The organism is Arthrospira sp. PCC 9901 (assembly GCF_059013425.1).
On sequence record NZ_CP102296.1, the window covers coordinates 3328011 to 3348145 of the forward strand.

Consider the following 20135-nt stretch of genomic DNA (forward strand, 5'->3'; position numbering starts at 1 on the left):
TCAGAGGGGGGGAGCGTACCATGATTAAATGTCAAAACAGCCATTTTCCTCTACAATGGGTAAATGCAAATGCTAAGGATGTAAACTCCATGCCTCCCCGTTGGCCCCGTGAACCCGATCGCCAAGATCCCGACTACCGTCGTTTAGACGATCGCATGAATTTCGCCGTCCATGTAGCTATTTTCGCCGCCTGCAACTCAGGACTGTGGTTTTTTAACAACCTATCCCAAGCCTCATGGTCTTGGGCGGTTTGGGTAACAGGCATTTGGGCATTAATATTATTAGCGCACATGGTCTATATTTTTGCCATTGCCGACTATACTTCCGCCCGCATTAACAATTAACAATTAATAATTAATAATTAATTGTAGGTTGGGTGAAACCCAACAGAGGGAGTAGGTTGGGTGAAACCCAACAGGAGTAGGTTGGGAGTAGGTTGGGTGAAACCCAACAGAGTAGGTTGGGTGAAACCCAACACCTAAGCAAATCAGCTTTTTTTGCAAATCACCGGAGTTTTCTAAATGTCTAATTCTGGCAATACCCAAGCGATCGAAAAACTCGCCGCCGAAATTGGCGAAAACGTTTATATGGATATTACCAAATGGAATTTATACCTGGGTGATGCCAATTTACACACCTCGGTTGCGGAAAAACTCTATCCCATATTAGAAGATGCCGCCGACTTAGACGAAGAAATAGTCATTAACATTCTGAAAGATACCCCCGTGAAGTTGGGGGGTGGTAAAACAACCCTTTCCCTAGCGGATCTAATTCCCAGCCAGGTAATTACCGATTTAATGAAGGTGTTGGAAGAGTTCAAAAAAGATATGTAAATTGCGACTAGGTGCGTCAGTTGGTCGGACGCGCCTGGTCTGCTATATATAGGTTTGTCAGATGACTAAGACTAGAAATTGGCAATTATTATTAATTGGTCTGACTGCCTCAAGTTTAGGTATTCTAGGGGTAGTTGTTCCCTGGTTAGGGGTAGCGATCGCCACAGAGGGAATTACCCTAATTAGTGCTAATACTGATGAACTAACAGCCACAGAAGTTAATGCGATCGCCGCCGAAATCACCGTCCGCATTGAGGGTCCGAAAGGTGGTTCTGGGGTGATTGTCGAAAAACAGGATCACACCTACTATGTGCTGACTAACTGGCACGTAGTCAACCAAATTGGGGACTATGAAATCATCACCGCAGACGGTCGTCGCCACTCAGTCTACTATAGCCTAATTCAACGGATACCCGGACTAGACTTAGCGATCGCCCCCTTCAGTAGTTCCCAACGCTATCAGATAGCAACCATGGCGAACCCTGATAGCGTCAATGTAGGAGATACCGTCCATGTAGCAGGATGGCCGAGATCCGGTAGTAGTTTAGGACAAAGGCTTTTTTTCAGTAGCCAAGGACAAGTTACCCACCGCCAAAATCGCCAACAGGGTTACAGCCTAGTATATACCAATCTAGTCCGCAGTGGTATGAGTGGCGGTCCGGTTTTAGACTCTCGCGGTAATCTGATTGGCATTAATGGTATTGTTCAATTTGGGCTAAACCCGGATACCATTGCAGCCGCAGCTATTGAAATTAATCGATTTTGGCAGTGGCGGAAAACAGCAACATTGCCATCTATCCCCACACCGCCTCAGCCGGTCGCTAGAGAGGATATACCCACAGTAGTGAGTCCCCCCAATTTGCCGGTTACAGGGGGTGCGAATGGCGCGCCAGGAGCCGCTGAGGGAGGATTTGCCATAGCATCCCGGTTTAAACAAACATCAGGACAAATAATGGCGATCGCCACTACAGACTCCCTAGGAATTAGCGGCAATAGCAATGGCACAGTTGACATCTGGAATTTAGCCACGGGGGGATTAAGACAGTCCTTTTCCGCCCATAATAGGGAAGCTACCAGGGTGTTAGTCACTCCTAATGGTCAGCAACTAATCACCGCCGGAGAAGATGGGATAATTAGAATTTGGGATCTGGCGGCGGGTTTACAAACAGGTAGCTTTTCTCCTGTACAAACCATAACCGGACATAATAGCGCCATATTAGCGATCGCCATTAGTTCCGACGGCAAAACCCTAGCCAGTGGAAGCTGGGACGGTAGCGTTAAATTATGGGATCTGCCAACTGGTTCCCTACAACAGACCCTAGAGGGACATTCCCAACTGGTGGGAGCGATCGCCATTAGTCCCGATGGTAAAACCTTAGCCACAGGTAGCCGCGATCGTACTATCCGGCTGTGGAACTTAGAAACAGGAGCGCTAAAGCGGACCCTAGAAGGTCACGAACTCTCAGTTTTATCTTTAGCGATCAGTCCCAATGGAGAAATCCTCGCCTCTGGTAGTGCTGATGGGACTATTACCATCTGGAAACTAGACAACGGACAACCGATCCGCCGTCTCAGCGGACATAGAGACGGGGTTTGGTCAGTGGCGATCGCTTCTAATAACCAAACTCTGGTCAGTGGGAGTTGGGATAAAACCGTGAAAGTCTGGAATCTCACCAGCGGCACCATAGAAGCCAACCTAGGAGGTCATACCGGTTATGTGACCGCTATTGCTATAAGCTCTGATCAAACCATGATTCTCAGTGGGGACTGGGATGGAGAAGTGAAAGTCTGGAAGCGTCCCTAATCCCCCACCTTGGGGGGACTTGTTGTTATAAAACCCTCAACAAACTAGGAAAGCGATCGACTATATCCATTTGTTTTAACTCCTCTAGGGCGGCACGGAAATTCCCCTCTCGCACATCATGGGTTACCACCACAATCTCAGCTTGTTTCCCGTGGGTGTCAATTTGCACAATTGATTCTATGCTGACTTCATGGTTGCCAAAACAGGTTCCCAATTTTCCAATCACTCCTGGTAGGTCGCGGGTAATAAATCGGGCGTAGAATCGGGTGATTAATTCTTCCATGGGGGCGAGTTCACAGTAATGCTGGTGGGTACAAGTCATCAGGGGATGGGCGGACTTGGCTACACCATGGGGGGTGTTAGTGGTGGTGATAATTCCGGCAATATTGAGAATGTCCGAAACTACGGCGCTGGCGGTAGGTCCCGCTCCCGCTCCCGGACCGAAAAACATCACTTGTCCGATAGGTTCCCCTTCGATGAAAATGGCATTATTAACGCCGTTAATACTGGCTAGGGGGTGGAGTTTCGGCACTAGGGTAGGATGCACCCGCACGGATATATTATCGGTCTCAGATTCAAGGCTACGGGAGGCGATCGCTAATAGTTTAATGGTAAAACCTAGGCGATCGGCATAGTCAATATCCGTGGCACTAATTCCCCGAATTCCCTCACAATAGACTTGCTCAAGTTTAATCCTTCCCCCAAAAGCTAGGGATGCCAAAATCGCGATTTTATCTGCTGCATCCAAACCATCCACATCAGCGGTGGGGTCTGCTTCCGCATAACCCAATTCTTGCGCCTGTTGCAGAACTTCCTCAAAGTTCGCCGCCTCTGCCTGCATCCGAGTTAGGATATAGTTAGTTGTACCGTTAACAATACCCATGACCGTATCAATCCGGTTAGCCCCCAGGCATTTCTTCATGGGTTGAATAACTGGTATCCCCCCACCTACAGCCGCTTCTAGGAGAACATAAACGCCTTTTTCCGTGGCGGCTGAGAAGATTTCCGCCCCATAACGGGAAATTACTGCTTTATTGGCGGTGACAATATGTTTCCCATGGTCGATCGCCTTGAGGATTAGCGATCGCGCTGGTTCTAGTCCCCCAATCAACTCTACCACAATATCTATGTCTGGATTGGTGACGATCGCTTCTAAATCTGTGGTTAATAGGTTTTCTGGTAATGCGATCGTCCGGGACTTGGAAAGCGATCGCACCCCTACCCTCACCAGTTCGATTTCTTTGAGCAGGGGATGGCGACCCTCACGATCTAATAAAATTGCAGCAGTTCCCTGACCAACGGTTCCCAATCCCAATAAACCAATTTTGAAAGCCACGATTTCAACCTATCCATCAACACTTCTATCAACCATTTTGACACAAAATAACACCGGAGCCTTTCCGCCGGGTTCTTTAGATGGGAGTCCCAAAGCCACGCGCCGGCTACGCCGCAGTCCGAAATGGCGAGGGCGATCGCCACCATTTTAAACTATAATAATCCACATCAACAACCTTTCACATATTGGCTACCTAATGGGAAATACCTGGGGGTAAAGAAACCCAGTTTCTGCCTGGGGGGGTCAAGAAACCTAGTCGTAGGTTGGGTAAAGCGAAGCGACACCCAACAAATTCAGGTATTGTGGGGGGTAAAGAAACCGGGTTTCTAGTCGTAGGTTGGGTAAAGCGAAGCGACACCCAACAAATCCGGGTATACAAATTAGGCGATCGCTCCCCATTTCTCAAGGTCGGTTTCTCCCTGGGGGGGTAAAGAAACCCGGTTTCTAGTCGTAGGTTGGGTAAAGCGAAGCGACACCCAACAAATCCGGGTATACAAATTAGGCGATCGCTCCCCGTTTCTCAAGGTCGTAGGTTGGGTAAAGCGAAGCGACACCCAACAAATTCAGTCAAATGTTGGGTTACATTGCATTCGGTCCAACCAACTTATAGCTAAGGAGTGAGGAGTCGAAAGTGGTAGACTAGAGCCAGCGATGCAGGAAAATTGGCGGGGGTTGGGTTTATGAGTCCTTTACTACAACAACTATTGCAGCAAGTCGATCAACTAAGCCCGGAAGAGCGGTTAGAGTTGATTAGGCAGATTGCACAGGGGCTTAAAAAGTCCGAGGAGGTCGTCACAGCAAAGCCTCGATGGGCTGATTTAAAAGGGATGGCTCCTTATCCAATGATGGGAGAAGATGCTCAAGATTGGGTTTCACGCACCCGCAGAGAAGCAGATGAATCGTAGGTTGGGTAAAGCGAAGCGACACCCAACAAATCCGGGTATACAAATTAGGCGATCGCTCCCCATTTCTCAAGTTCGGTTTCTCCCTGGGGGGGTAAAGAAACCCGGTTTCTTTGAGAAACCCGGTTTCTAGTCGTAGGTTGGGTAAAGCGAAGCGACACCCAACAAATCCGGTCAAATGTTGGGTTACATTGAATTTCACCCAACCCACAAATTATGCTGAGAAAGGTTCTGCGGGGGTTGAGGATGAAAACGAGGGGAAGAGGGAGAAATCCGGTTTCTGAGTTGGAGTTGTCAGGAGTTGGGGCCCAAAAAACCCGGTTTCTGGCAGCATCTCTATTGCTTCACAAAGATTTAATCAATCAACCCTCTGAGTCTCTGGGATGAGGTAAAATAGGGGTGTTCAATCGTTACTTTGGTTGGCATAATGCTGGAATTCAAAACGATTCTTCACAATGGCATCATTAACATTCCGTCTCAATACCCCTCCCAATGGGAAGGAAAAATAATCCGTGTCATTGTGCTAGAGACTGAGGAAGGCACAGAGTCAGCGATTGAAGAGAATCCACTGAAAGGGAGTATTATTTTTGAGGATGATTTGATTGCGCCGATTGAGCAGGGGTGGGAGAGCGATCAATGATTATTCTTGATACCCATGCTTGGCTATGGTGGGTCAATGAATCTGACAAACTTGCTCCCCATGCCCAAGATGTCATTCAGGGAGCCGAGCAGATTGGGGTTTGTGCGATTAGTTGCTGGGAAGTGGGGATGCTCGTTGCCAAAGGTAGGCTAGGGCTATCCGTCGATGTGGAAGTTTGGATTGAGTTAGCACTACAACGCCGGAAGGTTACTCTTTTACCGCTGACACCGAAAATTGCTGTGTTGGCGACTCGATTACCGGGAGGTTTTCACGGTGATCCGGCGGATCGCCTGATTGTGGCAAGCTGTCTGGTCAATCAGGCTGCTTTGATTTCCAAAGATGAGAAGATTCAGGAATGGAGTTATTTAGAGGTTATTTGGTGATAATCGGCTTTCTGAGTCGTAGTTTCTAGTCGTAGGTTGGGTAAAGCGAAGCGACACCCAACAAATCCGGGTATACAAATTAGGCGATCGCTCCCCGTTTCTCAAGTTCGGTTTCTCCCTAGGGGGGTAAAGAAACCCGGTTTCTTTGAGAAACCGGGTTTCTAGTCGTAGGTTGGGTAAAGCGAAGCGACACCCAACAAATTCGGGTATACAAATTAGGCGATCGCTCCCCATTTCTCAAGGTCGTAGGTTGGGTAAAGCGAAGCGACACCCAACAAATTCAGGTAAGATGTTGGGTTACATTGCATTTCACCCAACCCACAAAAGCGAAATCCGAGGGGATTTTAGAGGCGTTTGATGCCTTTCGCGATCGCATTTTCGCGCCAGGGGATAGACTTAATGTTCGGAACGACATTCCAACTCCTGAGTCCGCGTTTCTACAGCCGATCAACTCATCCTCACGGATCATAGGCTTGACTGCGATGGGCGATCGCGATGACAAACACTTGGACTAATTTATCATCTATCGTATAGATGACCCTGTAGTCACCTATACGATAGCGGTAATAGCCTGCATAGTCTCCTTTCAGAGCTTTGATATTCGGGTGCGATCGAGGAGTTTGCTCTAGCTGTTGTAAACAGCGGGAAATTTTCTTGGCTAATGCTTTGTCGGCATTAATGTAAACTTTTTGGGCATCAGGATGGAGCAGAACTTCATACATCAGAACGAAGGTTTCTCCAATCCTTGTACTGGTTCTTAGGGGTTGCTTGATTTTGCTTAACTCGCTTTAGCAATCCAGGAATTTCTAAGAGTTCTTGGGTTGCACTCTCGCTTTCAGCATTAGCCAAATAAGCCGCAAAATCAGTCAGCACCCGTAAGCGCTCCGGGGACAGTTGCTTGAGTAAATCATTAAGTTGACTCTGTAAATCCGTTACAGACATTGGCTCCGCTGATTCTGTATCCTGGATTGGGGAATTATCCATAGTACCCATTGCCGACTTCTGGCTTTTTAAGGTTCAGTCTCTATTTTAGGATAACTCAATACAGGGGAATATTGGGGGGTAAAGAAACCCGGTTTCTTTGAGAAACCGGGTTTCTAGTCGTAGGTTGGGTAAAGCGAAGCGACACCCAACAAATCCGGGTATACAAATTAGGCGATCGCTCCCCGTTTGTCAAGGTCGGTTTCTCCCTAGGGGGGTAAAGAAACCTAGTCGTAGGTTGGGTAAAGCGAAGCGACACCCAACAAATCCGGGTATACAAATTAGGCGATCGCTCCCCGTTTGTCAAGTTCGGTTTCTCCCTAGGGGGGTAAAGAAACCTAGTCGTAGGTTGGGTAAAGCGAAGCGACACCCAACAAATCCGGGTATACAAATTAGGCGATCGCTCCCCGTTTGTCAAGGTCGGTTTCTCCCTGGGGGGGTAAAGAAACCTAGTCGTAGGTTGGGTAAAGAGAAGCGACACCCCACAAATCCGGGTATACAAATTAGGCGATCGCTCCCCGTTTGTCAAGTTCGGTTTCTCCCTAGGGGGGTAAAGAAACCTAGTCGTAGTCGTAGGTTGGGTAAAGCGAAGCGACACCCAACAAATCCGGGTATACAAATTAGGCGATCGCTCCCCGTTTGTCAAGTTCGGTTTCTCCCTAGGGGGGTAAAGAAACCTAGTCGTAGTCGTAGGTTGGGTAAAGCGAAGCGACACCCAACAAATCCGGGTATACAAATTAGGCGATCGCTCCCCGTTTCTCAAGTTCGGTTTCTCCCTAGGGGGGTAAAGAAACCTAGTCGTAGTCGTAGGTTGGGTAAAGCGAAGCGACACCCAACAAATCCGGGTATACAAATTAGGCGATCGCTCCCCGTTTGTCAAGTTCGGTTTCTCCCTAGGGGGGTAAAGAAACCTAGTCGTAGTCGTAGGTTGGGTAAAGCGAAGCGACACCCAACAAATCCGGGTATACAAATTAGGCGATCGCTCCCCGTTTGTCAAGGTCGGTTTCTCCCTAGGGGGGTAAAGAAACCTAGTCGTAGTCGTAGGTTGGGTAAAGCGAAGCGACACCCAACAAATCCGGGTATACAAATTAGGCGATCGCACCTTGAGCGATCGCTTCTTTCATTGATGCTAAATAAACCGGTTTTCTGTCTGGGTAAGAGAGGCAGCCCGAGCCGGTTCCGACATCAATTTTAGCCGCTTTTGGGGCGGGTTCTAAATCGACGTTGCCATCTGGGGACATGGCGAGATGAATTGGTTCGCCTGGTTTTCATGGCAGCCATTCCATAATTTCTGGGGGAATAGTTGCCCTTCCCTCTGGGGTGATTCCGGTCAGTGCCATCAGGGGGTAATTCCATGGGTGGGATGCCATCTATTTTAACCGAAATGTAGCCCAATTGTGCAGGTAAAATCCCTAAAATAGCAGCAGGTCGGGGCAAAAAAAACCCAGTTTCTGGCAGGATAGCGATTCCTTCACAAAGATTTAAGAAATCAACCGGGTGTCTCAGGGTTGGTCAGGGGGTAAAATGGGGGTGACTTCTCCCGGTGCGCCGCTATGGATGAACAACGAGTGCAAGCCTATCTCTCCCTAATTCAAGAACTCCTCACCTGTCCCAGTGGGGAGGAAAATGATATTATCAACGGTCATCTGGAGTTGGTGGATGAGGGGTTTGTGCAGGTGTGTGAGTTGGTGGCGGCACAGTTGCAGCAAGGGGGACAAGACAACCAGGCGGGGTTTCTGCGAGATTTGGCGCAACAGGTGGGGGCGTTTTTGGCGCAGCGGGGGACTGGTGGAAATCAGCAAGCGGCGTTACTACAATTTTGGGTGCAACTGCTGCAAGCACAAATGCAGGGCAGCACAACAGCAGTACATCAGGTGATGCGGCAAAATATGGGGTTGATTGTTCCCGCCTTGGGGGATACGATTGCCCAGTCAATGCCGGGACTTCTGGCTGAGAATCCTGGCCAAGCCGAAGGGGTAGCAGGCTTAGTCGAAGATACCTGTACCAGTATTCGACAATTCCCCTATGGCAGATATGCAGAAGCGTTAGAAATTGCTATCCGGGGCTATGGGGTGGTGCTGGAACTGGGAGTCTATACCCCCGAAGGACGGGCGGGAACCCTGACTAACCTCGGAAATGCCCGCTACACCCAAGCGGGGATGGGCCTCGACCCCACGGCGAATCTGGAAAGGGCAATTACTGCCTACGATGAAGCCGCCGGGATTATGCGCCGGTTGGGGTTAGACAAAGACCTCTCCCAAACCCTGACTAACCTCGGAATTGCCCGCCGCACCCAAGCCGAGATGGGCATCGACCCCACCGCCAATCTGGAAAGGGCAATGACTGCCTACGATGAAGCCGCCGGGATTATGCGCCGGTTGGGGTTAGACAAAGACCTCTCCCAAACCCTGACTAACCTCGGAATTGCCCGCCGCACCCAAGCCGAGATGGGCATCGACCCCACCGCCAATCTGGAAAGGGCAATGACTGCCTACGATGAAGCCGCCGGGATTATGCGCCGGTTGGGGTTAGACAAAGACCTCTCCCAAACCCTGACTAACCTAGGGAATGCCCGCAGCACCCAAGCCGAGATGGGCATCGACCCCACCGCCAATCTGGAAAGGGCAATGACTGCCTACGATGAAGCCGCCGGGATTCGGCGCCGGTTGGGGTTAGACAAAGACCTCTCCTCTACCCTGAATAACCTAGGGAATGCCCGCAGCACCCAAGCGGAGATGGGCATCGACCCCACCGCCAATCTGGAAAGGGCAATGACTGCCTACGATGAAGCCGCCGGGATTCGGCGCCGGTTGGGGTTAGACAAAGACCTCTCCCAAACCCTGACTAACCTCGGTTCTGCCCGCCTCACCCAAGCCGAGATGGGCATCGACCCCACCGCCAATCTGGAAAGGGCAATGACTGCCTACGATGAAGCGGCAGGGATTCGGCGCCGGTTGGGGTTAGACAAAGACCTCTCCGATACCCTGAATAACCTCGGAGTTGCCCGCAGCACCCAAGCGGACATGGGCATCGACCCCACCGCCAATCTGGAAAGGGCAATGACTGCCTACGAGGAAGCCGCCGGGATTCGGCGCCGGTTGGGGTTAGACAAAGACCTCTCCGGAACCCTGAATAACCTCGGAAATGCCCGCTACACCCAAGCGGGGATGGGCCTCGACCCCACGGCGAATCTGGAAAGGGCAATGACTGCCTACGAGGAAGCCGCCGGGATTCGGCGCCGGTTGGGGTTAGACAAAGACCTCTCCGGAACCCTGAATAACCTCGGAAATGCCCGCTACACCCAAGCGGGGATGGGCCTCGACCCCACGGCGAATCTGGAAAGGGCAATGACTGCCTACGATGAAGCGGCAGGGATTCGGCGCCGGTTGGGGTTAGACAAAGACCTCTCCCAAACCCTGACTAACCTCGGAAATGCCCGCTACACCCAAGCGGGGATGGGCCTCGACCCCACGGCGAATCTGGAAAGGGCAATGACTGCCTACGAGGAAGCCGCCGGGATTCGGCGCCGGTTGGGGTTAGACAAAGACCTCTCCCAAACCCTGACTAACCTCGGAGCTGCCCGCAGCACCCAAGCCGAGATGGGCATCGACCCCACCGCCAATCTGGAAAGGGCAATGACTGCCTACGATGAAGCGGCAGGGATTATGCGCCGGTTGGGGTTAGACAAAGACCTCTCCTCTACCCTGAATAACCTCGGAGCTGCCCGCCGCACCCAAGCCGAGATGGGCATCGACCCCACCGCCAATCTGGAAAGGGCAATGACTGCCTACGATGAAGCCGCCGGGATTATGCGCCGGTTGGGGTTAGCCCGCGACTTAGCAGGAACTTTGAATAACTTTGGTTTTGCCTACCAAACTCAATCTCGCCTCGCTGGGAACAATCCCACCCAGACACAACAAGCCCTAGAAAATGCCTACCGTAGTTTCCAGGAAGCCCTAGACCAGGTGGAATATCTGCGCGGTGAAATTAAAGCCGATAGTGAGGGCTATAAACGCAACTTTAATGAAGAATGGAATAAAGTTTATCGCGGCATGGTGGAAGTCTGCCTAGAATTGGGCCGATACCAGGATGCCATTGAATATGTAGACCGCAGTAAAGCCCGGAACTTGGTAGAACTCATCGCCACCCGTGACGCTTATCCGGGGGGCGTGATTCCCGAAAACATCCGCCAACAGTTGCAATCCCTCAAAATCGCCATTTACCAAGAAGAACGCCGCCTGCAAGAGGAGGAAAACCCGGACACGACCCACCTCAACCAACTGCGGCAACAAAAGCAGCAACTCGAACCCTACAAACCCCTGCCTTTTCAGGCGATGCAAGAGTTACTGGATGAGGACACCGCGATTTTGGAATGGTACATTTTGCCGGGTAAAAAATTCCTCACCTTCACCCTCACCGCCCAAAGTCTCAACCTCTGGACATCTTCCGAAGAAGACCTAGATAAACTCATCGACTGGCAAAGAACCTATTTAACGGCTTACTATCAGGCAAAAGAACCCCTACAAAAAGCGATAGAAGCCTTAAAAGCAGCCCGAACAGAAGCCGAACGGCAACAAGCAGAACGTCTGCTCAAAGAAGCTGAAGATATCTGGCAAAATCCCCTAGCGGAACGTCTGGAAGAACTCGCCAAAATCCTGCATCTGGATGAAATCCTGCAAAACCTGCGACAAAACTTCCCCAACTGCCAAAAACTAATCCTTATCCCCCACCGCTTCCTGCACCTGTTCCCCCTCCATGCCTTACCCGTTCATCTTCCCTCATTCCCCAACCCTCTTCTCCTAGATGGGGAGAAGGGTGCTAATTTCCCCTCTTCTCCCCTCTACCAAGTTGGGAGAGGGGCTGGGGGTGAGGGCAGTGAGGGCAAATTCCTCCAAGACCTCTTCCCCAAAGGTGTCACCTATGCCCCCAACTGCCAACTGCTGCAACAAGCCCAAAACCGCCCCCGCTTTAACTTTAAGCGCCTCTTTGCTATCCAAAACCCCACCGAAGACCTGGGTTGGGCTGATGTAGAAGTCGAAACCATCGGCACCCTCTTCCCCAACCCGGACATCCTGGAGACAGAAGAAGCCACTACCGCCAAACTCCTGGACCAACAACGCCAGGAACTCCTCCGCCAAACCCATCACCTGTACTTCTCCTGTCACGCTGCCTTTAACCGTAACTCCCCCCTCGACTCCGGCTTACTCCTGGCGGATGGAATTCTCACGTTAGAAAACATCATCGCCAACCTGAACCTGAGCAATTGCAGCCTGGTCACCCTCTCCGCCTGCGAAACCGGACAGGTCGCCCTTGACCGAACCGACGAATATATCAGCCTCTCCAGTGGCTTTATCCTGGCGGGTAGCCCTAGCGTTTTGGTTAGCCTCTGGTCGGTCAATCAGGTTTCTACCGCCCTGCTGCTGATTAGAACCTACGAATTGCTGCAACAACAACCGGGTCAACTCGCCCAATCCCTGCAAAAGGCTCAAAAGTGGCTGCGAGAAACCACCGTCAGCGGCTTTGAACAATGGCGGCAAGAATGCCCCCTATTTTCTGACGAGTGGCGCAAAATCTTACAACTCATTTTTGCACAGATGGGGGAAAATCAAGAGGAGGGGGTCAATCATCGCCCCTATCAATCCCCCTACCACTGGGCTGCATTTTGTATCGTTGGAGAAGGAGAACAAGCTATGGCTAGTGATGCCAAAAAAATCGCCGTTTTTACCGCCCTCCTGGAAGAAAATCCCGATAATTGGATTGCTAAACACGGGGAAAGTTTACTGGAATTACGGCAGCAACTGGGTGATGATGAGGAAAAAAATGCCGCCGCTATTGAAGGGTGGCTGCAACAGCGTCAGGACTTATACGAACAATACACCGCTAAACTCGCCCCCCGTAAACGCAGTTTAAGCCTCAGTGGTGAAAAGGGCGTTTTTAAAACTAAACCCACTGGAAAGGATAACTCTTTAGCTGACAAAATTGAACAAGCGGTTAAAAACCCCACTAACCTAGGCAATTCCGAACCTTCTCCAGACCCAAACCGTGAAAAACCTCAGTCTTAGTCTCTTTGCTTTCCACCTGTGTCAATCCTTAGATGATGCACCGGATACCCACAGCCCAGATGCGGGTTTTTTGTGGAATGATTTGCGAGAATTTGCGGCAAAACTCGACTTTCCGGAACTCAAAAAGTTCACGGAACCGACGGACGCAAACCCAGAACATAACATCGATTTTGCAGGGATTAAAATCGCGGATATCTCCCTAGGGGGAAACCTCAGCACCTTTAAAATGAACGATACCTATTCTGCGGATTTAACCCTGTATTTCGCGGATGAAAAGGCTGATTTTTCCCCAGAAAAGGTGGCGATATTTCAACCCCAAGCGTTAATCGATGTGAGGGCAAATCTGGGCAAGGTGCTATGGTTGAGTGGTGAAAGTGAGGATTTAAATCAACTGGAATTGAGCAGCGCCAAAGAGTGGGCAAAAAACTTGTGTCCACAGGCTGAATATATGACGGAAGATAGGCTGTTTAATTGCCCGTTGTTTATCTTCGCGGCTGAGTCGGTGACGATTTTAATTTCCCTGGCTAAACCGGGTGCGGTAGACTTAAAACGCGCCCAAGATAATTACCGTAATCTGCGGAATTTATTCTGGAATTATCAGAAAATTGTGGTGGTGGCGGGACTGGCGAAAGATGGTTATCAAGGCGCTAGACACCTCTACAGTGAGCTGGAAGGCAAGGTAAAGGAGTTTAACCAGGTTTTCCGGTTGGAGACACCGGAGGAACGCCTAGAAAGGCTGGATGCACTGTTACAAAGCATTCCCCAAAAGCTACTGGACTATAACTGTAAATTGCGCGACCTCAAAGCACATTATACCACAACTGAGGTGAATTTGCAAAACTTCCAGAGTTCTCTGTCCCATATCCTGGCTGAAAAATCAGACGATCGCCTTTCCTACTGGTCAGATTTTGCCACAACAAAGGCTCCCCTGCGTCTCCAGCAAATCAAAACCTATATCGACTATCTCGAACCCGGTCAAGTGCTATTTAGCGATTTGATTAACAGCATTCGCGCGACGACTGAACTGGAACAAGCGAAAAGCGATCGCCAACGTCAACAAGCGGAAGCAGCCTACTACAAACAACAACAAGACGCTAACCAGGACTTACAAGACCATATCCAAGCCGTGGGTGTGGGAATTGCGGCGGGTGCGATCGTCGCTTCAACTTCGGGGTTAATCACCCAACCTTGGCGGTTGCCTAGTCGCGATCGCTTTTGGCTTTGGCCGCATCCGTTTATTATAGCATTGTTGGGGAGCATATTTTGTTCATGGGGTGCGTGGTGGGTGGCAGAGAGATGGATTAAAAAGGGACGACTAAAGGATAAGTGAACGGGGTTTGTAACCCGCGCTCCGAAAATGGGCAAAAAAGAGGGGCAATCTTGAGGGTTTTTATGGAAAGTTTTAACAATTAACTCAGGAGTTTTATAAATGTCATCCCCAGCTATTCAAGACTTAGTGAACCTAGTTGAATCCTTACCCGATACGGTTCAAATCCAAGTGATTGAACATTTACGGGAATATATCGCCGATTTACAAGATGAACAACGGTGGGATAAGGCTTTTAATCGGACTCAATCCGCCTTAGTCGCTGCCGCACGTCAAGCCAAACAACAACGCGCCGCCGGACAAGCGACTACAATGGATTACAATCAGTTATGAAGTCTGAGGTGTTACCCTCCTTTTGGGCTGAATATCGGAAACTGGGAGAAGAGGTGCGACAACAAGCCCGCAAAGCCTATAAACTCTGGGCTGAAAATCCTTTTCATCCCTCTCTCCATTTCAAATGTATTAACAGTCAAGAGGATATTTGGTCAGTCCGCCTTACGCGAGGATATCGCGCTTTAGGCTTTAAAGACGCAGATACCATCACTTGGTTTTGGATTGGTAGCCATGATGATTATGAGCGTTTCTTTGGCTAAGATGTCTACAATCGGAAACTCGGTTTCTGGAGGATAAACGATGAGCGATCGCTCCCCGTTTCTCAAGGTCGTAGGTTGGGTAAAGCCAAGCGACACCCAACAAATTCAGGTATTGGGGGGGGTCAAGAAACCCGGTTTCTTTGAGAAACCGGGTTTCTAGTCGTAGGTTGGGTAAAGCCAAGCGACACCCAACAAATTCAGGTAAAATGTTGGGTTCCATTGCATTTCACCCAACCTACAAATTAGGCGATCGCTCCCCGTTTCTCAAGGTCGGTTTCTCCCTGGGGGGGTAAAGAAACCCGGTTTCTTTGAGAAACCGGGTTTCTAGTCGTAGGTTTGGTAAAGCCAAGCGACACCCAACAAATTCAGGTCAAATGTTGGGTTCCATTGCATTTCACCCAACCTACAAATTAGGCGATCGCTCTCGGTTCGTAGGTTGGGTAAAGCGAAGCGACACCCAACAAATTCAGGTCAAATGTTGGGTTCCATTGCATTTCACCCAACCTACAAATTAGGCTTTTCATCCCTCTCTCCATTTCAAATGTATTAACAGTTCGTAGGTTGGGTAAAGCGAAGCGACACCCAACAAATTCAGGTAAAATGTTGGGTTCCATTGCATTTCACCCAACCTACAAATTAGGCGATCGCTCTCGGTTCGTAGGTTGGGTAAAGCGAAGCGACACCCAACAAATTCAGGTCAAATGTTGGGTTCCATTGCATTTCACCCAACCTACAAATTAGGCGATCGCTCTCGGTTCGTAGGTTGGGTAAAGCGAAGCGACACCCAACAAATTCAGGTAAAATGTTGGGTTCCATTGCATTTCACCCAACCTACAAATTAGGCGATCGCTCCCCGTTTCTCAAGGTCGTAGGTTGGGTAAAGCCAAGCGACACCCAACAAATTCAGGTATTGGGGGAGGTCAAGAAACCCGCTTTCTCAAAGAAACCGGGTTTCTAGTCGTAGGTTGGGTAAAGCGAAGCGACACCCAACAAATCCGGCTAAAATGTTGGGTTACATTTCATTCGGTCCAACCTACAAATTAGGCGATCGCTCCCCGTTTCTCAAGGTCGTAGGTTGGGTAAAGCCAAGCGACACCCAACAAATTCAGGTATTGGGGGGGTCAAGAAACCCGGTTTCTCAAAGAAACCGGGTTTCTAGTCGTAGGTTTGGTAAAGCCAAGCGACACCCAACAAATTCAGGTCAAATGTTGGGTTCCATTGCATTTCACCCAACCTACAAATTAGGCTTTTCATCCCTCTCTCCATTTCAAATGTATTAACAGTTCGTAGGTTGGGTAAAGCGAAGCGACACCCAACAAATTCAGGTCAAATGTTGGGTTCCATTGCATTTCACCCAACCTACAAATTAGGCGATCGCTCTCGGTTCGTAGGTTGGGTAAAGCGAAGCGACACCCAACAAATTCAGGTCAAATGTTGGGTTCCATTGCATTTCACCCAACCTACAAATTAGGCGATCGCTCCCCGTTTCTCAAGGTCGTAGGTTGGGTAAAGCCAAGCGACACCCAACAAATTCAGGTATTGGGGGGGTCAAGAAACCCGCTTTCTCAAAGAAACCGGGTTTCTAGTCGTAGGTTGGGTAAAGCGAAGCGACACCCAACAAATTCAGGTCAAATGTTGGGTTCCATTGCATTTCACCCAACCTACAAATTAGGCGATCGCTCCCCGTTTCTCAAGGTCGTAGGTTGGGTAAAGCCAAGCGACACCCAACAAATTCAGGTATTGGGGGGGTCAAGAAACCCGCTTTCTCAAAGAAACCGGGTTTCTAGTCGTAGGTTGGGTAAAGCGAAGCGACACCCAACAAATTCAGGTCAAATGTTGGGTTCCATTGCATTTCACCCAACCTACAAATTAGGCGATCGCTCCCCGTTTGTCAAGGTCGTAGGTTGGGTAAAGCCAAGCGACACCCAACAAATTCAGGTATTGGGGGGGTCAAGTCGTAGGTTGGGTAAAGGGAAGCACCAGCCAACCCACAAAGTTTATAATCCGAAGGAGTTGGATGTTAGGAAAGAATTATGAGCATTTACTTGGGGATTGACATTGGTGCTAGTACCGTCAAACTGGGATTATTTGATCCAGAAAAAGGGGTCATCGGAGAAAGGTTAGATCGTCCCAGCAGCGCCTCTGAGGGTCCCGACGCTACCGTAAATGTGATTCAAACCGCCACCCGTGAGCTACTCCAAGCCAATGAGCTACAATTCAAGGATTTAAAAGCTATCGGTGCTTGTTGTCCGGCTCCCATTGATGCTTCGGGGATGTGTGTTTATCCTACCAATATTGATCCCTCTTGGCAAGGGGTGAATATTGCCCAAAAACTCTCCGGGGCTCTCCAGTTACCCGCCTTCCTCCTCAATGATGGAGACGCGGGCGCTTACCGGGAATACAGGATCCGCGAGGCTCAAAATCAGGCCTCTTCCTGCATGGCTCAGTTTATTACGGGAACGGGATTAGGCGGCGCTTTGATTATCAACGGGAAAATCTGGTCGGCTCCCGCAGTTTCGGCAGAATTCGGTCATATTTGTATTGATAGCTCGGAAAATGCGGACCTGTGCGGATGTGGTGCGAGGGGATGTGCAGAAACGAGAGCGTCTTTATTGGGTCTGAGAAATATGGTTAAACACCGACAGGCTAAGGGGAATGTACCGGAAGCGTTACAAGGAGATCCCATGGAGGTGGCGAAAAACCTGCGTCGCTTGGGTCAAATGGATGAGCCTCTGTCGGATGTTGTGGTTATTTGGCAAGAGTATTTTACCAGCCTGGGTATAGCGGCTCGTAATGTGGTCAATACGATAGGCTGTGACCTGATTGTGATTTCTGGGGGAGCGCAAGAAAAGGAAAAAACGGCATCGGATGGAGCATATCAACGATTCAAACAAGATGCGATCGCCTGGGTTCGTCAGGGAATTGACCATAGTTTCCCCCATCTCACCCAGACAAGGGTGGAATGGTCTATTGATACGCTCCTAGACAGTGCTGCTTACGGTGCGGCTCAATATGCGAGTGTAACCGCGAACTCGTAGGTTGGGTAAAGCGAAGCGACACCCAACAAATTCAGGTATTGGGGGGGGTGAAGAAACCGGGTTTCTAGTCGTGATTTCACCCCACCCACAAATTATGCGATCGCTCTGGGTTCGTAGGTTGGGTAAAGCGAAGCGACACCCAACAAATTCAGTGATTTCACCCCACCCACAAATTATGCGATCGCTCTGGGTTCGTAGGTTGGGTAAAGGGAAGCGACACCCAACAAATTCAGGTATTGGGGGGGTGAAGAAACCGGGTTTCTAGTCGTGATTTCACCCCACCCACAAATTATGCGATCGCTCTGGGTTCGTAGGTTGGGTAAAGCGAAGCGACACCCAACAAATTCAGTGATTTCACCCCACCCACAAATTATGCGATCGCTCTGGGTTCGTAGGTTGGGTAAAGCGAAGCGACACCCAACAAATTCAGTGATTTCACCCCACCCACAAATTATGCGATCGCTCTGGGTTCGTAGGTTGGGTAAAGCGGAGCGACACCCAACAAATTCGGTCAAATCTTGGGTTCCATTGCATTTCACCCAACCTACAAATTATGCGATCGCTAAATGTACAGAAGTGGCGATCGCTTCTCGTTGTTGGGTATCATATCCCCATCTCTCCAAAAAGTCTTGATAGGGTCCCTCTCCCCTTTGGGAAGTTTCCAGAAGCTGCTGTAGTAAAGATTTGACTGGTGGTAAATTGAGGCCTTGAATTAACTCAATACAGCGCGATCGCACTAAGTCCGAACTGGCAGCCATATCCTCATTTTGGTGGCGATGATGATAGACTACCATGGCGGCGGACATCGCCAAATTTTTCACCAATAACTCCGAGACTATCTCAGGAGAAGATTCTAAGGCTTTTTGGGTCTCTGGTGTCATTTGTTCAGGAATAGGGCGAGTATCCGTGAGGTAGGTCACAAAAAATCCCCTCGCCCCATTTTCCGAATGAACCAGTTTGGATATAGCCGCCGCCAAGTCTGAGTCCGAGATACTTCCCGCTTGGGATTGATCAATCAGAGATTGGGTAATGGCGATCGCATCTTCAAAGGTAATATTTTCCGGGATTGAGACAGAATAGATCATGATCGAACTAATTGAAATGTTTTGGGGTATTGCATAACTATGGCAATTATATCTTCTCACAATTCCCGCCCACATCAGCCAGCCCGTGAACCTTCATCTACCTATCAGGTGAAGCCACCAGAGGACGAGTCTCTATTGATACCATCACCCACCTCTGAGGAAAAAAAACATCCCAAACCCGAAGAAAAAATTAGACCCCAACGACTAGCCGACTATATTGGTCAACGGGATCTCAAACAGGTATTGGAAATTGCGATCGCCGCTGCTAAGTCTCGCCGGGAACCCCTCGACCATTTGTTACTTTATGGACCTCCCGGACTCGGTAAAACTACCATGGCGCTAATTTTGGCAACAGAAATGGGCGTCAAATGCCAAATTACCACTGCGCCTTCCTTGGAAAAACCTAGGGATATTGCCGGACTTTTGGTTAATCAAAAACCCGGAGAGATTTTGTTTATTGATGAGATTCACCGCCTCTCTAAAATGGCGGAAGAAATCCTTTATCCCGCTATGGAAGACTCTCGTTTAGATATCACTATTGGTCAGGGACGTAGTGCTAGGACGCGCAGCATTCCCTTAAATAAGTTTACTATTGTCGGCGCAACTACCAGAATCGGTGCTTTGACTTCTCCCCTGCGCGATCGCTTTGGGTTAATTCAACGTTTGCGTTTTTATGAAGTTGATGAACTCGCCCAAATTGTCAACCGTACCGCTAAACTCTTACAAACTCCCATTACTCCCGAAGGTGCCTTAGAAATTGCCCGACGTTCCCGAGGAACTCCCCGAATTGCTAATCGTTTATTAAGACGGGTACGGGATTATTTGGAAGTCAAAGCATCCGGGGATATTACCGGAGAAATTGCCGCGATCGCCTTAGAATTATTTAATGTAGATCCCCTCGGTTTGGATTGGACGGATCAGCATTTACTCCGCATCATTATCGAAAATTTCAATGGGGGACCCGTCGGCTTGGAAACCCTAGCAGCAGCCAGCGGCGAAGATGCCCAAACCTTGGAGGAAGTCCAGGAACCCTATCTTATGCAAATTGGCTTTTTACAGCGAACCCATCGCGGTAGAATTGCCACACCTAATGCTTGGAAACATTTGGGTTATGAACCCCCAGAAAAACAGCTTTCTTTATTTAGTTAAAT

The 20135-nt window shown here is 49.5% G+C and carries 26 protein-coding genes; 16 read left to right on the top strand and 10 right to left on the bottom strand.

The window, feature by feature from the left end:
- Window positions 1–89: 89 nt before the first annotated feature.
- The 3 genes from NLZ44_RS14480 to NLZ44_RS14490 all read left to right on the top strand — a co-directional run bounded on the left by NLZ44_RS14480 (window position 90) and on the right by NLZ44_RS14490 (window position 2637).
- Window positions 90–344, top strand: coding sequence for a 2TM domain-containing protein (locus NLZ44_RS14480; RefSeq protein ID WP_493753002.1), 255 nt, complete (start codon window positions 90–92; stop codon window positions 342–344).
- A 177-nt stretch (window positions 345–521) separates the two neighbouring features.
- Window positions 522–833 carry a DUF3181 family protein gene (locus tag NLZ44_RS14485; protein WP_493750226.1) on the top strand — a complete coding sequence of 104 codons (312 nt, stop codon included), beginning with the start codon at window positions 522–524 and terminating at the stop codon, window positions 831–833.
- A gap of 61 nt (window positions 834–894) precedes the next feature.
- On the top strand, window positions 895–2637 hold the full coding sequence (locus tag NLZ44_RS14490; protein WP_493750227.1) for a trypsin-like peptidase domain-containing protein: 1743 nt from the start codon (window positions 895–897) through the stop codon (window positions 2635–2637).
- Between the two features lie 25 nt (window positions 2638–2662).
- On the opposite strand, the gene NLZ44_RS14495 is transcribed toward NLZ44_RS14490, so the two are convergent.
- Both NLZ44_RS14495 and NLZ44_RS14500 read right to left on the bottom strand, forming a co-directional pair.
- Window positions 2663–3973, bottom strand: a complete 1311-nt coding sequence (locus NLZ44_RS14495; protein WP_493750228.1) for a homoserine dehydrogenase — start codon at window positions 3971–3973, stop codon at window positions 2663–2665.
- A gap of 380 nt (window positions 3974–4353) precedes the next feature.
- Window positions 4354–4527, bottom strand: coding sequence for a hypothetical protein (locus NLZ44_RS14500; RefSeq protein WP_493750229.1), 174 nt, complete (start codon window positions 4525–4527; stop codon window positions 4354–4356).
- A gap of 126 nt (window positions 4528–4653) precedes the next feature.
- Here NLZ44_RS14500 and NLZ44_RS14505 point away from each other — a divergent pair, with 126 nt between their 5' ends.
- The 4 genes from NLZ44_RS14505 (at window position 4654) to NLZ44_RS14520 (ending at window position 5898) form a co-directional block, all read left to right on the top strand.
- Window positions 4654–4878, top strand: coding sequence for a hypothetical protein (locus tag NLZ44_RS14505; protein WP_108614985.1), 225 nt, complete (start codon window positions 4654–4656; stop codon window positions 4876–4878).
- A gap of 213 nt (window positions 4879–5091) precedes the next feature.
- Window positions 5092–5262 (top strand): hypothetical protein, encoded by a 171-nt coding sequence (locus NLZ44_RS14510; protein WP_493750230.1) that lies wholly within the window; start codon window positions 5092–5094, stop codon window positions 5260–5262.
- A gap of 40 nt (window positions 5263–5302) precedes the next feature.
- Window positions 5303–5515 carry a hypothetical protein gene (locus tag NLZ44_RS14515; RefSeq protein WP_111894121.1) on the top strand — a complete coding sequence of 71 codons (213 nt, stop codon included), beginning with the start codon at window positions 5303–5305 and terminating at the stop codon, window positions 5513–5515.
- Window positions 5512–5898: a type II toxin-antitoxin system VapC family toxin gene (locus tag NLZ44_RS14520; RefSeq protein ID WP_111894119.1), complete on the top strand. Its 387-nt coding sequence runs from the start codon at window positions 5512–5514 to the stop codon at window positions 5896–5898. Before NLZ44_RS14515 ends, NLZ44_RS14520 begins: the two co-directional genes overlap by 4 nt.
- Before the next feature lie 458 nt (window positions 5899–6356).
- Here NLZ44_RS14520 and NLZ44_RS14525 read toward each other — a convergent pair whose 3' ends face one another.
- Together NLZ44_RS14525 and NLZ44_RS14530 are read right to left on the bottom strand one after the other, a co-directional pair.
- A complete protein-coding gene (locus NLZ44_RS14525) occupies window positions 6357–6620 on the bottom strand; it encodes a type II toxin-antitoxin system RelE family toxin (RefSeq protein ID WP_111894117.1) in 264 nt (87 codons plus the stop codon).
- Complete coding sequence (locus NLZ44_RS14530; protein ID WP_369299436.1) at window positions 6613–6882, bottom strand: hypothetical protein; 270 nt, start codon at window positions 6880–6882, stop codon at window positions 6613–6615. The genes NLZ44_RS14525 and NLZ44_RS14530 overlap by 8 nt, the downstream gene beginning before the upstream one ends.
- A gap of 97 nt (window positions 6883–6979) precedes the next feature.
- Between NLZ44_RS14530 and NLZ44_RS14535 the strand changes: the two genes are divergently transcribed.
- Window positions 6980–8074, top strand: a complete 1095-nt coding sequence (locus NLZ44_RS14535) for a hypothetical protein (RefSeq protein WP_493750231.1) — start codon at window positions 6980–6982, stop codon at window positions 8072–8074.
- A 73-nt stretch (window positions 8075–8147) separates the two neighbouring features.
- Here NLZ44_RS14535 and NLZ44_RS14540 read toward each other — a convergent pair whose 3' ends face one another.
- On the bottom strand, window positions 8148–8249 hold the full coding sequence (locus tag NLZ44_RS14540; protein ID WP_006620668.1) for a hypothetical protein: 102 nt from the start codon (window positions 8247–8249) through the stop codon (window positions 8148–8150).
- A 183-nt stretch (window positions 8250–8432) separates the two neighbouring features.
- Here NLZ44_RS14540 and NLZ44_RS14545 point away from each other — a divergent pair, with 183 nt between their 5' ends.
- The 4 genes from NLZ44_RS14545 to NLZ44_RS14560 all read left to right on the top strand — a co-directional run bounded on the left by NLZ44_RS14545 (window position 8433) and on the right by NLZ44_RS14560 (window position 14861).
- Window positions 8433–12941: a CHAT domain-containing protein gene (locus NLZ44_RS14545; protein WP_493750232.1), complete on the top strand. Its 4509-nt coding sequence runs from the start codon at window positions 8433–8435 to the stop codon at window positions 12939–12941.
- Window positions 12922–14271 (top strand): hypothetical protein, encoded by a 1350-nt coding sequence (locus NLZ44_RS14550; RefSeq protein WP_493750233.1) that lies wholly within the window; start codon window positions 12922–12924, stop codon window positions 14269–14271. Before NLZ44_RS14545 ends, NLZ44_RS14550 begins: the two co-directional genes overlap by 20 nt.
- Before the next feature lie 99 nt (window positions 14272–14370).
- A complete protein-coding gene (locus NLZ44_RS14555; protein WP_493750234.1) occupies window positions 14371–14601 on the top strand; it encodes a hypothetical protein in 231 nt (76 codons plus the stop codon).
- The gene (locus NLZ44_RS14560) at window positions 14598–14861 is read left to right on the top strand and encodes a type II toxin-antitoxin system RelE family toxin (protein WP_493750235.1); all 264 of its coding nucleotides are present in this window, start codon (window positions 14598–14600) and stop codon (window positions 14859–14861) included. Before NLZ44_RS14555 ends, NLZ44_RS14560 begins: the two co-directional genes overlap by 4 nt.
- On the opposite strand, the gene NLZ44_RS14565 is transcribed toward NLZ44_RS14560, so the two are convergent.
- The 3 genes from NLZ44_RS14565 to NLZ44_RS14575 form a co-directional block, all read right to left on the bottom strand.
- Entirely contained in the window at window positions 14809–15081 is a 273-nt protein-coding gene (locus tag NLZ44_RS14565) for a hypothetical protein (RefSeq protein WP_493750236.1), read from the bottom strand. The two genes, NLZ44_RS14560 and NLZ44_RS14565, sit on opposite strands and share 53 nt — an antisense overlap.
- Window positions 15082–15271: 190 nt before the next feature.
- Window positions 15272–15475, bottom strand: coding sequence for a hypothetical protein (locus NLZ44_RS14570; protein ID WP_493750237.1), 204 nt, complete (start codon window positions 15473–15475; stop codon window positions 15272–15274).
- Between the two features lie 22 nt (window positions 15476–15497).
- A complete protein-coding gene (locus tag NLZ44_RS14575; protein ID WP_493750238.1) occupies window positions 15498–15677 on the bottom strand; it encodes a hypothetical protein in 180 nt (59 codons plus the stop codon).
- A gap of 188 nt (window positions 15678–15865) precedes the next feature.
- Between NLZ44_RS14575 and NLZ44_RS14580 the strand changes: the two genes are divergently transcribed.
- The 3 genes from NLZ44_RS14580 (at window position 15866) to NLZ44_RS14590 (ending at window position 17899) form a co-directional block, all read left to right on the top strand.
- Window positions 15866–16141: a hypothetical protein gene (locus tag NLZ44_RS14580; RefSeq protein ID WP_493750239.1), complete on the top strand. Its 276-nt coding sequence runs from the start codon at window positions 15866–15868 to the stop codon at window positions 16139–16141.
- Between the two features lie 151 nt (window positions 16142–16292).
- Complete coding sequence (locus tag NLZ44_RS14585; protein WP_493750240.1) at window positions 16293–16898, top strand: hypothetical protein; 606 nt, start codon at window positions 16293–16295, stop codon at window positions 16896–16898.
- Window positions 16895–17899, top strand: coding sequence for an ROK family protein (locus NLZ44_RS14590; protein WP_493750241.1), 1005 nt, complete (start codon window positions 16895–16897; stop codon window positions 17897–17899). Before NLZ44_RS14585 ends, NLZ44_RS14590 begins: the two co-directional genes overlap by 4 nt.
- Window positions 17900–18072: 173 nt before the next feature.
- Here NLZ44_RS14590 and NLZ44_RS14595 read toward each other — a convergent pair whose 3' ends face one another.
- Both NLZ44_RS14595 and NLZ44_RS14600 read right to left on the bottom strand, forming a co-directional pair.
- A complete protein-coding gene (locus NLZ44_RS14595; protein WP_493750242.1) occupies window positions 18073–18414 on the bottom strand; it encodes a hypothetical protein in 342 nt (113 codons plus the stop codon).
- Window positions 18415–18450: 36 nt separating this feature from the next.
- Window positions 18451–18984, bottom strand: coding sequence for a sll1618 family protein (locus NLZ44_RS14600; protein WP_493750243.1), 534 nt, complete (start codon window positions 18982–18984; stop codon window positions 18451–18453).
- Window positions 18985–19023: 39 nt separating this feature from the next.
- Between NLZ44_RS14600 and ruvB the strand changes: the two genes are divergently transcribed.
- The gene (gene ruvB, locus NLZ44_RS14605) at window positions 19024–20133 is read left to right on the top strand and encodes a Holliday junction branch migration DNA helicase RuvB (protein WP_493750244.1); all 1110 of its coding nucleotides are present in this window, start codon (window positions 19024–19026) and stop codon (window positions 20131–20133) included.
- Window positions 20134–20135: the final 2 nt, after the last annotated feature.